Source organism: Thermosporothrix sp. COM3, assembly GCF_059696735.1.
Genome location: NZ_AP019376.1, coordinates 5,233,921 through 5,247,824, shown reverse-complemented (window position 1 = coordinate 5,247,824; position 13,904 = coordinate 5,233,921). Strand labels below are relative to the sequence as shown.

Here is a 13,904-nt window from a genome sequence, read left to right as displayed (position 1 = left end):
GACGCTGACAGCGTGCAAGCGTTGGGGCTTGCCCTACTCCTCAGTTGGAGCCTGTGTCGGTTCCTGCTGTTTCGCCGTTCGTCTCAGTGCCTCCCAGGGAATACGTGTCTCCGTTTCAAGATCCATAAGATGGAAAGCGTCATTATAGCGCATGAGGCGCCAGACAGGCCGCTTTTGTTCGGGCCGAGCGGTGCATTTCCAGTGCGTGATAGAGGTGTTCTGGGTGTCGAAGTGGACGGGGGGCATCGTGATCGCGCCAACATTAAAGAAGTAGATAAAAGAGGTATCGATTACCCCTCCGTGGCAGATAAGCACGATATTTTTCCCTTGATATTCCTGTGTGATCCGCTCCAATGCTGTGCCCACCCGCAAGAGAAATTGTCCCCAGTTTTCTGCTCCCGGAGCCCAGACGCGATAGGGCTCAAGCTCATAATCTGGCATGGTGGGTTTATACTTCTGCTCATATTCCGCAAGGGGGATATTTGAAAGGAAGCCCGCTCGCATTTCCTGTAGCTCATCATCGAAGATCAGCGGGCGTTTCAGAGCTGGCGCGATAATTTCGGCGGTCTCTCGTGCGCGTGGTAATGTACTGGCTATCACCACATCCGCCTGGATCTCACCGCTGGCGGCAAGACGGTCACGCAGGGCCTCTGCCTGCTTTTTGCCGCGTGGTGACAGTCCAAAGTCACTCAGAATGCCGTTTTCAACAAGCTTTGCTTCTCCATGACGGATAAGATAGAGATTGGTCATACATTGTATCCTTTCAATAGAAAGAGGAAACACACCACTTTCAGAAGAAAGAGGTAGGGGTTAGTGTAGTCGCTGATGAGAGTATGTGTCAAGTCGCGATAGCGACAGGATGGGTGGGAAAGAGGGTGGAGTGCTGACACTTTTTGAAAAACCCATGCGTGTAAGAGAAAAGGCGCTGGTCTCTGGCGAACGGCACAGCTTTATTTCACATAATGTGAAAGGGGACACAGTGTGAGCAGTGAAAAGGAGGAATCACAATGACCACTTTCAAGACACCAATCATTGCCGGTGTATTCCAGAGCGAAGATCAGGCCAAAGCGGCTGTAGATGAGTTGCGTAGAAGAAATTTTGCGCATGAGCAAATCGGCGTGGCGCTTCCACAGAAAAGCAAGCTGAGTAACCCGCTTTCTCAGGATTTTATGAAGCTCGGCGTGCCCGCAGAGCAGGCAAACTTCTATGAGCAGGCGTTTAATTCTGGCAAGATCGTTGTTTCTGTCCGTCCTGATGGGCGTGATGACGAGGTGCGCGGGGTCTTGCGCGGAAGCGGTGGCTATGATTATGACGCTGGCGGTCAGGGCATGCCCCCACAGCAGAACTGGACACCACAGGGGCAGCCGATAAATGAAGCTGGCAACTATGGGCAGGGCGATTATCGCCAGTATGGCGGGGGGCAGATGGGCGGACAGCAGCCCGGTAGCTCTCAATCCTGGCAGCAGTATGGCGATATGCAGCAAAGAGAGCAGCGCCCGGGCGAAAAAGGGTCCGAAGGGTAGCCCTGTAATTCTCTGAAGGAGTGCAACTGCACTCCTTTTTTTATTTGTTCGGCGGCAGGAAAACTGCCTGCCTGTCTCGAAAGAGCGTGGCAAGTCGTAATAGGTAATGTCGACATTTTCCACAACATACAGGAGCAGTACAAACAGATGTCTGAACATAGGTTACTGCGCAGGCAGCGCATCTATATTCCAGCAGTGAGTATTAACCGGGCGACTCTGAAACATTCCTGGATCAGAGTGCTGGTTGCAACGCTGGATGAGCCAGAGCAGATCTGTGGTGTTGCCAGGCGCATAGGCTACACCGGGAAGCAGGAAGATGCGCTTGCACTCTATCGTCTGAAGATCAAGCAAGGGCACGGTCATCCAACGGTGACGCTTCCGGGCATCTATATTATTGACGATGGTCTATTTCAAGACTACGAAGAGTGGAAGCAGAAGCAGGGCTAAGTATCGCTTCCGGGCATCTTTGTTTGTAAAGGGATGGTAAAGCAAAAAAAATTCTGTCCCGCGCATGTTCTCTTTGATAATGTAGTAAGTTGCGTGAGAAACAGCCTCCAGAAGAGCGACACCAGCCGCGAAGGATGGGGAGATACAGCGGGTGAGGTCGTTCTGTTCTGTTTTTTCGGGTCTTTATCCTGAAAGAAAGTTTAACACAATCTTAACCTATCCATAAAGCATATTAACATATCCATAAAGCACGGTTAATTTCCGCACGGTATTGTATAGGTACACGGAATAAACAAAAGCAAGCTCCTGTGTAAGCCGTATTGCGAACTATATTTGTGCATTGACAGGCAGCGCTTGTGTACAACAAATAGGAGAAGTTATGTCTAAGAAGTGGCGTGTCGCACTTATCATGCTTGCCATCATGGCGTTTTCCGTCCTTATTTCCGCCTGTGGCGAGGGCTCTAACGCGTCCAACAATAATAACCAGACGACACAGAGCAATGACGGATGTGCTACCGGCTCTATCACCATCAGTGGCTCGACCGCATTACAGCCGCTGGTGCAGGAAGTTGCCAAGAAGTATCAGGCGAAATGTTCTGGTTCAAGCATCACCGTCAATGGCGGGGGAAGCAAGACCGGCCTGGCCCAGGTAACGGCTGGAAACGTCAATATCGGTAACTCCGATGTCTTCGCGAACGAAGAGCAGGCGAAAGTCCTGACAGACCATCAGGTAGCCGCCGTTATCTTCTCCATCATTGTGAACCCGAAGGTCAACGTGAAGAACCTGACCACGCAGCAGGTGAAGGACATCTACACTGGCAAAGTGACCAACTGGAAAGAGGTTGGCGGCGCAGATATGAAGATTGTTGTGGTTAGCCGCCCGGCCAGCTCCGGTACACGTGCTTCCTTCCAACAGTTCGTGCTTGGTGGTCCTGAATCGGTTACCGGCCCGCAGAACCTGACGACCGATAGTACAGGACAGGTTATTCAGAACGTTGCCCAGAATGAAGGCGCGATCGGTTATGCTTCTGTCGGCTCTATTAAAGACGACAAAGTGGTGAAGGTCTCGCTCGATGGCAAAGAGCCAACCGCCGAGAACATCAAGAACAACGACTACAAGTTCTGGAATATCGAGCATATGTACACCAAAGGTGAGCCTCAGGGCCTGGCGAAGTCGTTCCTTGACTACATGGTCAGCGACGAGGCAAAAGAAGTTGCCACCGCGAAGGGTTTCGTGCAACTGAAAGAGCTCAGCCAGGATGCGATCAGCTCGCATCAGCAGAAGAAGTAGAGATTGTAGCCTGGTAGAGAAGAGGTGTACTATGGCTCGCTCCCGACCAGAGTACATCCTCTTCCCATCGTATAGGCAGGCAAACAACGTGCGGCAACGATCACGTTGCAATCAGGCAGCGTGTAAGGAGGAAGAGTTTGCAACCTAGTAGACGGATGCGCCTGACAGACCAGATAGCGAAAGTGATCTTCTTTCTCTGTGCACTTTTGCTGGTAGGGGTGATTGTCAGCGTGATCTACTTTATCGCCTCAAAAGCATTCCTGATTTTTGGATCAGGAGTGAACCCCTTGACCTTTCTCTTCGGTACTACCTGGGACCCGACAGGAATCGGGCACATGGATGCCGATGGGAACCCCGTCCCTTATTTCGGTGCAGGTGGCCTGATTCTGGGCTCAGTTGTGACCACACTGCTTTCTGTCCTGCTGGTCATCCCGTTCGCGGTTGGGACCGCTATCTTCTTTACCGAACTCGCACCTAAATGGGTCATCACACTGCTTCAGCCGCTTCTGGAAATCTTCACCGGCATTCCCTCGGTTGTGATTGGTTTCCTCGGCCTGATCGTGCTGGTTCCCTGGTTGCAACAGCTTTCCTCGCCGCTCACCGGTGGCCTGGCGACTGGTGGCTATGGATGGGGAGCCGCTATTCTGGTGCTGTTCGTGATGGTGTTGCCAACCGTGATCAGTGTGTCAATTGACGCGCTCCGGGCTGTGCCGCAGAGCGTGCGTGAAGCCAGTCTGGCCCTGGGCTCAACCCGCTGGCAGATGATCTTTAAAGCGGTCGTCCCGGCTGCTTCAACGGGCATTGCAACGGCGGTCGTTCTGGGATTGGCGCGAGCCATCGGTGAAACGCTGGCGGTCGCGATGGTCTTGCAGGGACATCGTCTGCCTGAGAATCTGTTCTCGCTGAAGATCTTTTTCCAGCCAAACGTGAATATTACCGCGTTTATCGCGCAGGATTTCGGTGAAACCGCGGGGACGGCGCAGAATGCCTACTGGACACTGGCGTTTATTCTGCTCTTCATCTCGTTTCTGTTCATCTGTATCAGTCGGTATCTGGCAAGCAGGAGTGTATATAAATGAGTGTTTCGCGGGAAGCACAGCCAATAGTGGCACAGCCTGAGCGCAGGCATATCACCGATTTGAAGCGGGTGGCGCGCCGCCTGCATCGGAATGATCGGGTTGCGACAGTTTTGTTATGGGGGATCGGTGGTTTTGTCGCCTTGTTGTTCATTGGCATCATCATCAAATTGCTTGTAGATGGCATGCCAGCGCTCGTCAAGCCCTCATTTTTCCTGGGCACCGACGATGCCGATATCGCCAAGCAAATCTTCAATACCTTTTATCTCCTGATTCTGACCGAAGCCTTTCTGTTCCCGATCGCTCTGGCGGCAGCCATTTATCTGGTGGAATATGCGCCACAGGGAAAGCTGGTTGCCACAATCCACTTCGCGGCTGAAACGCTGGCAGGTGTGCCTTCATTGGTGCTCGGTATGTTTGGCTTTCTGGTCTTTGGCATCTACATGCAGCTTGGTATCAGCCGCCTGTCCGGTGCATTAACGCTGCTCTGCCTGAACTTCCCGCTGGCGCTGCGCCTGTTTGAAGAGGCGCTATCGAGTGTACCGCGTGAGCTGCGCGAAGCTGGGCTGGCAATGGGGGCCTCTAAATGGTACGTCATTCGTACTGTCGTGCTTCCCTCCGCGGTTCCGGGGATTATTACCGGCCTGATTCTGACGGCAGGCAAGATTATTGGTGAATCGGCGGCTCTGCTCTTTACGATGGGAACCTTCAGTCCGGCCAACGTCTTTACCCTGAATCCGCTGATCGGCAGTGATACGCTGACCACGCGCCTCTATTATGTGAAGGGGCCGGGGGCAGGACAGACAGGACTGGAGCCGATGCAGGAGACCGCGCTTGCCGCTGGTATCGCGGCGGTGCTGATCGTTGTGCTCTTTGTGATCAATATCGGCGCTCGTGCGCTTGGACGTGCCCTTCAGAAAAAGTGGACGGCAGCGTAGGAAATGCCGATAAGTAGCCGTGAGAAGCGGCAAGTGAGAGGAATATCCGAAGAACCATGTATCATACCGGTGAATATATAAGGGAGAAACACGTCATGAATGTGCCTATCAAGTCAACACGAGGAAAGGGCGCGATTGATTTTACGGTTCCCCAGGGAGCAAATATCTGCTCCCGGAAGGTTGCCCGCAGCGGGCATATCTCCTATGAGGGACGCCCTTACTTTATCAGTAAAGCGCTTGCCGGGCGCTATATTCGGCTGGTTGTACTGGAAGATCGGTTAATTGTCTGCGAGTCGATTCCACTCTACAAAGAATATCAACTGACATCGTAAGCGTTTCCGTAAGCGTAATTCAGTCTGGCCGGTGCATTATGTTCTCTCCTCTGTGGTATCCGAGCGCGGATGCCGATAGAGTGAAATAGAGAAAGGATTCTATGATGAGCGAGAGATCTCTAGGCGATCAGTCTTCCTCCTTCGACCGGTTGCAGCAGTACCAGGCCCAGGTGAAGATAGAGCCTATCGAGGAAAACAAGGTGATAAAAGAGAGTCTCCCTTCTATTGAAGTGAATGGTGATGCAATGGTGAAGGATCTAGCACAATCAGAACATAAAGGAAACTTTGACCCGAACAAAACCTTGAATACCACCGCGGGTCTGGAAATAGATGTGCGAGATGTGAACTTCTTCTATGGAAAGAAGCAAGTGCTCTTTGACGTCAGTCTTCCCATTCGGAGCCGCCAGGTCACGGCGTTGATCGGGCCCTCGGGCTGTGGTAAGTCAACCTTTTTGCGCACCCTGAACCGCATGAATGATATGATCCCTGATACAAGGGTGGAAGGACAGGCACTTTTCCACGACCAGAATATTTATGACAGGAAAACAGATGTTGTGCTCCTGCGGCAGCAGATAGGTATGGTGTTTCAGCGCCCGAATCCCTTCCCGAAATCCATCTTCGATAATGTGGCCTATGGGTTGCGGGTGCAGGGAAAACCGCGTAAATATATTGAAGAGATGGTGGAGAAAAGTTTGCGTGGGGCGGCGCTCTGGGATGAGGTCAAGGATCGGCTGCGTTCCTCTGCACTCGGCCTTTCGGGCGGCCAGCAGCAGCGCCTCTGTATCGCGCGGGCACTGGCAGTGCAGCCAGACGTCTTGCTAATGGATGAGCCCTGTTCCGCGCTAGATCCGATCGCCACGCTCAAGATTGAAGAACTTATCACAGAACTGGTAAAGGAATATACAATTGTTATTGTGACACATAATATGCAGCAAGCTGCGCGTGTCTCACACTTTACTGGATTTTTCCTGAGTGGTAAGCTAGTGGAATATGGACCGACCACCCAGATCTTTGAGCGACCCCAACAAAAGGAGACAGAAGACTACATCAGCGGTCGGTTCGGTTAATCGAGAAAACATGGAGGGCACTTGTGGCTCGCACGATTCTGGTAGTAGATGACGAGGCTGTTCTGGTGGAGACGATTGCGTACAATCTGGAACAGTCAGGCTACCGCGTTGTTACGGCGGCGGATGGCTACAGTGCGTTGGATGCGGCAAGACGTGAGAAGCCGGATCTTGTCATTCTGGATATCATGTTGCCGGGAATGGATGGTCTGGAAGTGTGTCGGCAGTTGCGGCGCGAGGATAGCACCGCAACGACTCCGGTTCTGATGCTGACTGCAAAAGGGGATGAGATAGACAAGGTTGTGGGGTTGGAGGTTGGAGCGGATGATTATGTCACCAAACCTTTTGGGCGGCGTGAGCTTCTGGCACGGGTACGCGCTTTGCTGCGACGAGCAGACTATCCTGCCTCAAATGGGGGGGGACAGCAGCAGCAAAGTGCCCCGGAGCAGGTTGAAGCGCGACGCCCTTCTTCGCGCGAGCTGGTTGCCGGGCCGTTACGCATTGACCTTGCGGGGCGACGTGTCAATTGCCGGGGCCAGGAAATGGAGCTCCAACCCAAACAGTTTGAGTTGCTGGCCTATCTGGTGCGCAATCGGGGCACCGTTTTGACGCGCGATCAATTGTTGCACAACGTCTGGGGCTATGATTATGCCGGTGACACACGTACCGTTGATGTGCATGTGCGCTGGCTCCGTGAGAAGCTGGAAGAAGATCCGGCAAACCCAAAGTTGATTCAAACCGTGCGCGGCGTCGGTTATGTCTTCCGCTGTTAAGCGGGACACAGCCGCCCGCGTGAGCGCCTCTCTCCCCCTTCCCGCATAAGGAACTACGCAGAGGAGGGAATTGCACTGATGGTCTCTCCCTCTTCGTCCTCCTCCATATCAAAGAGCGGATGCGTGATGAACCATTGCTGACTGTCAAACGCTTCCTCTCCATTTGCGGGCTGAAGGCGGACATAGCGCTCGTCCGGTTGCAATAAGCGTGCATTGACGGTATCCGCAAGCAGCGGGTGAAGCATCTTCTTGAGCAACGCTTCACGAAGCGTCGGCAGCTCGACCGGGAAAAGGACTTCAACCCGTCCGTTCAGATTGCGCTGCATCATATCGGCACTTCCCACAAAGATCTCAGCCCGTCCGTTATTGCCGAAGTAGTAGACCCGGCTATGCTCAAGGAAGCGGCCTACAATGCTACGCACACGGATATTCTCGCTCACCCCGACGATCCCAGGACGCAGACAGCACACCCCCCGGATGATCAGATCAATCTTGACTCCTGCCTGCGAGGCGCGATACAGCAAGCGAATAATGGCCGGATCAGTCAACTGATTCATCTTAAAGATCAGGCGGCCGTTTCCATGCTCCTCGTGCAGGCGGATCTCACGCTCAATGCGCTCGGAGATTCCCCGGCGTAACCCGACTGGCGCGACCAGTAACTTACGATAGCTGACCTGCCGTGAGTAGCCGGTCAGTGAGTTGAATAGCATGGTCAGGTCGTTACAGATATCGGGCTGACAGGTAAGGAGTCCGAGATCCTCATAGACACGACCCGTCGTCGCGTTATAGTTGCCGGTTCCGAGATGAACATAGCGACGCAGGCCATGTTCTTCACGACGAACGACCAGCGCCATTTTCGCATGGGTTTTCAGACCGATAAGGCCATAGACCACATGGACGCCAGCTCGCTCAAGTTTTTGGGCCCAGACAATATTGTTCTCCTCATCGAAGCGGGCTTTCAACTCAACCAGAACGGCGACCTGTTTGCCATTTTCTGCGGCCCGCAGGAGCGCCTCAACGATTGGCGAGTTTTGTCCGACCCGATAGAGTGTCTGTTTGATTGCCAGAACACCGGGATCTTCCGCCGCTTCGGAGATAAAATCAACGATCGTGCTGAAGCTATCATAGGGATGATGGAGCAGGATATCATGTTTCTGGATTGCGTTAAAAATGCCTGGTGTTCGGCGCAAGAGCGCGGGGATATGCGGCGTAAAGGGCTTATCCTTAAGATCTGGCTTATCCAGTTTTGTCAGCTCAGCTACCGAGCCCATGCCAAGCGGCCCATCAATTACTGTCAGATCTCGTTCGGTGATTTCCAGATTGTCGAGCAGCAGACGACGAATGCGTTGGGGCATCGCGGGATTGACGGCGAGGTCAACTACAGTGCCGAAGCGTCTTTCGCGCACCTCTTGTTCGATATATTCCAGCAGGTCGGCGGCGTCGTCTTCCTGTAGCTCGATATCCGCGTCACGAAGTACCCGAAACGGGTATGATTCCCAGACATCGAAGCCGGGGAAGAGCATGCTCAGGTGCGCGGCTATCACCTGTTCCAGCCAGACAAAGGCCATAATCTGGGGATTATCGGTTGCCGTCGGGATCGGGACCAGCCGTGGCAGAGAGGGCGGTATTTTGACCCGTGCAAAGTGTTCACTGCCGTGGGATGCGTCGGTCAGGACTACAGCCAGATTCAGGCTCAGATTCGAGATGTGCGGGAAAGGATGCACTGAATCGACGGCCAGCGGGGTCAGAACCGGGAAAACCTCATTCTCAAAGTAGGCGCGCATTGCCTCCCGCTGTTGACGATCAAGCTGTTCATAGTCCAGTATGTGAATATGTTGCTCTGCCAGTAATGGAAGTAGCTCGGTGCGCCAGTAATGACGTACTTCCTGCGTAAGCGGAGCCAGAAGCTGACGTACCGCAGCGATCTGTTCTTCCGCCGTGCGGCCATCCGGGCTACGGGTGGGAGTCCGGGCGGCGACTTGATCTTTCAGGCCAGCAATGCGGATCATCATGAATTCATCAAGGTTGGTCTCAAAGATCGAGATAAATTTGACCCGTTCCAGAAGTGGGTGGCGCGGATTCTTGGCCTCTTCAAAGACGCGGCGGTTAAATTCGATCCAGCTCAGTTCACGATTGATATACAGATCAGGACGTTCAAGCTCTACTGGCGTTGTGGATGATGTTTTCGACTCCATACAATGATTTATCCCATGACAGCAAAAAGATGATTTTACCATACCATTGTATCATTCATTGCCAATATGCTGCAAAGAAGCAGTACTGGCTGAGTTGCAGGGCCAGATTCCAGATATACAGGAACAATCGGGGGACAGGAATAAAGGGGTTGCCAGGAGGCGTTATAATAGAGCGGTGGTGAGAGAACGTCCTGACGTTTTGTGTCCATGACGTTCTTTGCTAAGGAAAGCAATGGGAATGCTGAGCAGGTGGGTGAAGTTGGTGCACTTTAATAGCCCGAAGGTCAAAAAAGCATGGATATATCTTGACAGTAGCTTGTCTGCTGATGTATTATCCACAGAGGATGAAACCTTATGGCTTTCTCAATAGAAGAGAGCACGCTTCTATTGAAAAAGGATCGGGCGGTTGCTGAAATTGGTAGACAGGACAGACTTAGGATCTGTTGGTGCAAACCGTGAGAGTTCGAGTCTCTCACCGCCCATCAAGCGGGAGTGGCTCAGTGGTAGAGCGCTTCCTTGCCAAGGAAGATGTCGCGGGTTCGAATCCCGTCTCCCGCTCCAATCTGTCTTGGACAGAGGTCAACCAGTTTCGTTGCGCCTCTGTGGGCAAGTGCATAAAGGTGCAACCCACACAAGATACACCATCCTTTACGCTCGTAGAGACGCATTGACAAAGAAGGGCTTGAGCCCGCCGCTAGCCGCAGAGGGTATGCCCGGGCGGTTCTCAGGCGCGACACTGTTTGCGCAAAGAGACCGCGAGCGATTGCCCTCATGTCGTTGGTATGGCACCTCCCACAGGCATACAGCATGACCAGCGTCGTCTATCGCGATGCCACGCATGCGGTCCCTGAGCTGCTGCGGAGTGTTACCACAGTTCATTTGTTGATCGGGTGGTTTTTGGGTGGGAGAGAGTGCGATGTGCTTCCCACAGTTTTATTCACCAGACGTAACAACAACGTGCTAATATATAATAGCTTCGACGTTTTTCATTTGATCGAGCACACACCTTAGCTTTGAACCTGTTGGAGGAAATGTGAAGGTCTCTGTTGAAAAGCTGCCGACCAGCGAGGCCGTCCTTGAAGTAGATTTATCGTGGGACGAAATAGAGAAAGCCTCTGATAAGGCATTCAAGAAGATTGTAAAGCAGATAGATGTTCCCGGCTTCCGCCGTGGCAAGGCTCCTCGTTCTCTTGTCGAGCGCAGAGTGGGTAAGGAATATATTTACCAGGAAGGTATTGACGACCTGATTTCTGAGGCCTATCGCAAATCTCTGCTTGAGCATGAATTGACGCCTATTACTCAACCAACCCTCGACGCCCCCCTGTTTGAGCAGGGGCAGGACTACCACTGCACCATTAAAGTTCCCGTTATCACTCCTGTTGAACTGGGTGATTATCATTCACTCAAGTTCGAGCGGGAAGAGGCATCGGTGACGTCCGAAGAGGTTGACAAAGAGATTGAGGCTCTGCGTGAGCGCGCTGCGACCTGGGAGCCCGTTGAAGATCGACCGGCTGACTATGGCGATCGCGTGACCGTGGATATGCGCGTCACTTCTGGCGAGCAGAAGGTTTCTGATCTCAAAGACAACCCCTTTGAGCTGACAAAGGAACGCGTTGGCCTCTTTACTGGCATGGATCAGGAAGTCGTCGGGATGAAACCCGGTGAAGAGAAGTCTTTCACCACCACCATTCCTGAGGACTATGGCAACGAGAAACTTGCTGGCAAACCGGCAGAGTATACGGTGAAGGTCCATAAGATTGAGCGCAAGGTCCTGCCTGAACTGAACGATGAGTTTGCGGCAAAGGTCAGCAACGATGAGATTACCTCATTGGAGGATCTCAGCAAGGTTATCAGTGATAACCTGCTGGCAAACAAGAAGCGCCAGTTGGACGAGGAACTGCGCAATAAGGTCGTTGATGCTGTCATTGAGCAATCGAACTTTACGATCCATCCTCTGCTGATCGATGAGCAGGTTGAGGATATGGCGCACCAGTTCTCGCACATGCTGGAGCATCAGGGCCTCTCCTTTGATCAGTATCTGATGCTCTCGCGCAAGTCGCGCGAAGAGTACATGAAAGAGCTGCGTCCGGATGCCGAGAAGAGCATCAAGCGTCAGTTGGTTCTCGATGCAGTGGCCGAGAAGGAAAACATTCAGGTTGATCCTGAGGAAGTTGATGCCCTCTTCAGCCTCTATGAGCAGAGTGGGCAGGCTGTGGCACGCACCAAAGAGAACCGCGATGCGCTGGCCCGCAGCTATCGCCGCGAAAAGGCCGTCTCGCGTCTGGTTGATCTGGCCGCTGGCCCTGATCCCGATCAGGCCGTGACAGAAGAAGTGGCGGAAGAAAATGCAAAGGCTGCTGCTGAGGCCGCCGAGGACATTTCGCCCGAAGTGCATAATGAAAACAAGCAGGAGAACGAGGAGTCTGCGACATCTCTGCCAGACGAAACCGCTGCTCAGACCAAAGAGTAGTAATAATTAGAAATGGTGAAACAACGAAACGGCGAACAAGCGTGAAAACGTGACGTCGTTATGATAGTTTTTCCTGCTACTCATGTACCGGAGGACGAGGATGCGGGGCGTACCATTAGAAAGCATGCTCTGCTCCTCGTCATATCGTCAGAGGCAGTATTTTGAAAGTCGTACAGGATAGGGACTAAGAGGTCGTTCCTGTCCGTTTCTGGACGATAGTTCTCCAGATGGAGAGTGTCTCTTGACGAAGGAAGATTGTCTGTGCCATACTCCTTGATTATCAGGAGTTTTCTTGAAAGGCGTCCGTGTGCGAAACAGACTCCTGGTAGAGAAAGCTGATCAATGCAGGAGTCCCCTGCTTGGTCCACTAAGATGGCACTTTCGGAGAACGGTCTAGCAGAAGAGGCAGAAAGGTGTGGTATACTTTCCTTATCGTATGAGGAAGTATCCGCAAGATAGGTGACAGCCGTGGCAAACTCGAAAAATATGCGAACGACATATCGCTGCTCTTTTTGTGGCAAGAGTCAGGATCAGGTGCAGCGCTTGATCGCCGGACCGGGGGGAGTCTATATCTGCGATGAGTGTATAGATCTCTGTCGAGAAATCATCGAGGAGGAGCAAGCCACAGTTTCCAAACCACGCTTGCAGACCGGCAAAATCCCAACGCCCAAGAAGATTTATGAACAACTCAGCAACTACGTTATCGGTCAGGAGCGTGCGAAAAGGACGCTGGCTGTTGCCGTCTATAACCACTATAAGCGCATCAGCGTCGGTATGCAGATCGATGATGTAGAGCTCGGTAAGAGTAATATCTTGCTGATCGGACCCACCGGTAGTGGTAAAACTCTGCTGGCCCAGACGCTGGCCAAGATCCTTGATGTTCCATTCTGCATCGCAGATGCGACCGCTTTGACCGAAGCTGGTTATGTGGGTGAGGACGTAGAGAACATTCTGCTGCGTCTGATCCAGACCGCCGATTTCGATATTGCACGCGCCGAACGCGGCATCGTCTATATTGACGAGATCGATAAAATTGCTCGCAAGTCTGATAATCCCTCTATTACTCGTGATGTCTCCGGTGAGGGTGTCCAGCAAGCTCTCTTGAAGATCATTGAGGGCACGGTGGCGAATGTTCCCCCTCAGGGCGGACGTAAACACCCCCATCAGGATTTTATCCAGATCAATACTGCCAATATTCTCTTCATCTGTGGTGGCGCCTTCGAGGGGCTGGACAAAATTGTTGAGCAGCGCCTGGGAGCAAACAAACAGATGGGCTTCGGGACGGTGAAGAGTAGCCCGGAAGTGAAGAAGGGCGAAAATGAGAACGAGACGATTCTGACCAGCCTGATTCCCGATGATCTGTTGAAATATGGCCTGATTCCGGAATTCGTTGGCCGTCTCCCGGTCGTCGTTTCCCTCGATAGTCTTGATAAGAATGCGCTGATCCGCATTCTGACCGAGCCGAAAAATGCAATTATCAAGCAATATCAGAAGTTTTTACAGCTTGATCATGTGGATCTGGTCTTCACTAATGATGCCTTAGAGGCTGCGTCTGAATGCGCGTTGAAACAGAAGACTGGGGCGCGTGGCTTACGCTCGATTATTGAAGATGTCTTGCTTGATGTCATGTACGAAATCCCATCGCGTTCTGATGTGAAGAAGGTAATTATTAACGGAGATGTGATTACCTCCCGCCACAAGCCCTTGCTTGTGACACGTTCAGACCGCACAATTGCATATTCCGAAGATGAGTCTGCTTAGTGCAGGCTCATCTGTTTTTTTTGTTGAGGTAGGT

General features: G+C 52.5%; 13 protein-coding genes and 2 tRNA genes. 13 read left to right on the top strand and 2 right to left on the bottom strand.

Translation table 11 applies throughout. The annotated features are described in order from the left end of the window. Nucleotides 1–33 precede the first annotated feature (33 nt). Nucleotides 34–750, bottom strand: a complete 717-nt coding sequence (locus tag KTH_RS22295) for a histidine phosphatase family protein (RefSeq protein ID WP_111326515.1) — start codon at nt 748–750, stop codon at nt 34–36. 257 nt (nt 751–1,007) lie between these two features. On the opposite strand from KTH_RS22295, the gene KTH_RS22290 reads away from it, so the two are divergent. The 8 genes from KTH_RS22290 to KTH_RS22255 all read left to right on the top strand — a co-directional run bounded on the left by KTH_RS22290 (nt 1,008) and on the right by KTH_RS22255 (nt 7,444). Then, complete coding sequence (locus KTH_RS22290; RefSeq protein ID WP_111326517.1) at nt 1,008–1,523, top strand: hypothetical protein; 516 nt, start codon at nt 1,008–1,010, stop codon at nt 1,521–1,523. Nucleotides 1,524–1,670: 147 nt separating this feature from the next. Continuing rightward, on the top strand, nt 1,671–1,970 hold the full coding sequence (locus tag KTH_RS22285; RefSeq protein ID WP_111326519.1) for a hypothetical protein: 300 nt from the start codon (nt 1,671–1,673) through the stop codon (nt 1,968–1,970). A 379-nt stretch (nt 1,971–2,349) separates the two neighbouring features. Then, the gene (locus KTH_RS22280) at nt 2,350–3,261 is read left to right on the top strand and encodes a phosphate ABC transporter substrate-binding protein (protein ID WP_111326521.1); all 912 of its coding nucleotides are present in this window, start codon (nt 2,350–2,352) and stop codon (nt 3,259–3,261) included. A 137-nt stretch (nt 3,262–3,398) separates the two neighbouring features. After that, complete coding sequence (pstC, locus tag KTH_RS22275) at nt 3,399–4,340, top strand: phosphate ABC transporter permease subunit PstC (protein ID WP_137686141.1); 942 nt, start codon at nt 3,399–3,401, stop codon at nt 4,338–4,340. Further along, nucleotides 4,337–5,275: a phosphate ABC transporter permease PstA gene (gene pstA / locus KTH_RS22270; RefSeq protein WP_111326525.1), complete on the top strand. Its 939-nt coding sequence runs from the start codon at nt 4,337–4,339 to the stop codon at nt 5,273–5,275. The genes pstC and pstA overlap by 4 nt, the downstream gene beginning before the upstream one ends. Before the next feature lie 95 nt (nt 5,276–5,370). Beyond that, the gene (locus KTH_RS22265; protein WP_111326539.1) at nt 5,371–5,607 is read left to right on the top strand and encodes a hypothetical protein; all 237 of its coding nucleotides are present in this window, start codon (nt 5,371–5,373) and stop codon (nt 5,605–5,607) included. A gap of 320 nt (nt 5,608–5,927) precedes the next feature. Next, nucleotides 5,928–6,674 (top strand): phosphate ABC transporter ATP-binding protein PstB, encoded by a 747-nt coding sequence (gene pstB, locus KTH_RS22260; protein WP_281278998.1) that lies wholly within the window; start codon nt 5,928–5,930, stop codon nt 6,672–6,674. A gap of 23 nt (nt 6,675–6,697) precedes the next feature. Further along, complete coding sequence (locus KTH_RS22255) at nt 6,698–7,444, top strand: response regulator (protein WP_111326527.1); 747 nt, start codon at nt 6,698–6,700, stop codon at nt 7,442–7,444. A 53-nt stretch (nt 7,445–7,497) separates the two neighbouring features. Here the strand turns inward: KTH_RS22255 and ppk1 are convergent, their stop codons facing one another. Then, complete coding sequence (gene ppk1 / locus KTH_RS22250) at nt 7,498–9,639, bottom strand: polyphosphate kinase 1 (protein WP_111326529.1); 2,142 nt, start codon at nt 9,637–9,639, stop codon at nt 7,498–7,500. A gap of 400 nt (nt 9,640–10,039) precedes the next feature. Here ppk1 and KTH_RS22245 point away from each other — a divergent pair. The 5 genes from KTH_RS22245 (at nt 10,040) to clpX (ending at nt 13,870) form a co-directional block, all read left to right on the top strand. After that, nucleotides 10,040–10,121: transfer RNA gene (locus tag KTH_RS22245), tRNA-Leu, on the top strand. A gap of 4 nt (nt 10,122–10,125) precedes the next feature. Continuing rightward, a tRNA-Gly gene (locus tag KTH_RS22240) sits at nt 10,126–10,200 on the top strand. 210 nt (nt 10,201–10,410) lie between these two features. Beyond that, on the top strand, nt 10,411–10,650 hold the full coding sequence (locus tag KTH_RS22235; RefSeq protein WP_111326531.1) for a hypothetical protein: 240 nt from the start codon (nt 10,411–10,413) through the stop codon (nt 10,648–10,650). A gap of 22 nt (nt 10,651–10,672) precedes the next feature. Beyond that, a complete protein-coding gene (tig, locus tag KTH_RS22230) occupies nt 10,673–12,109 on the top strand; it encodes a trigger factor (protein ID WP_497621134.1) in 1,437 nt (478 codons plus the stop codon). A gap of 486 nt (nt 12,110–12,595) precedes the next feature. Then, nucleotides 12,596–13,870: an ATP-dependent Clp protease ATP-binding subunit ClpX gene (gene clpX, locus KTH_RS22225; RefSeq protein ID WP_137686271.1), complete on the top strand. Its 1,275-nt coding sequence runs from the start codon at nt 12,596–12,598 to the stop codon at nt 13,868–13,870. Nucleotides 13,871–13,904: the final 34 nt, after the last annotated feature.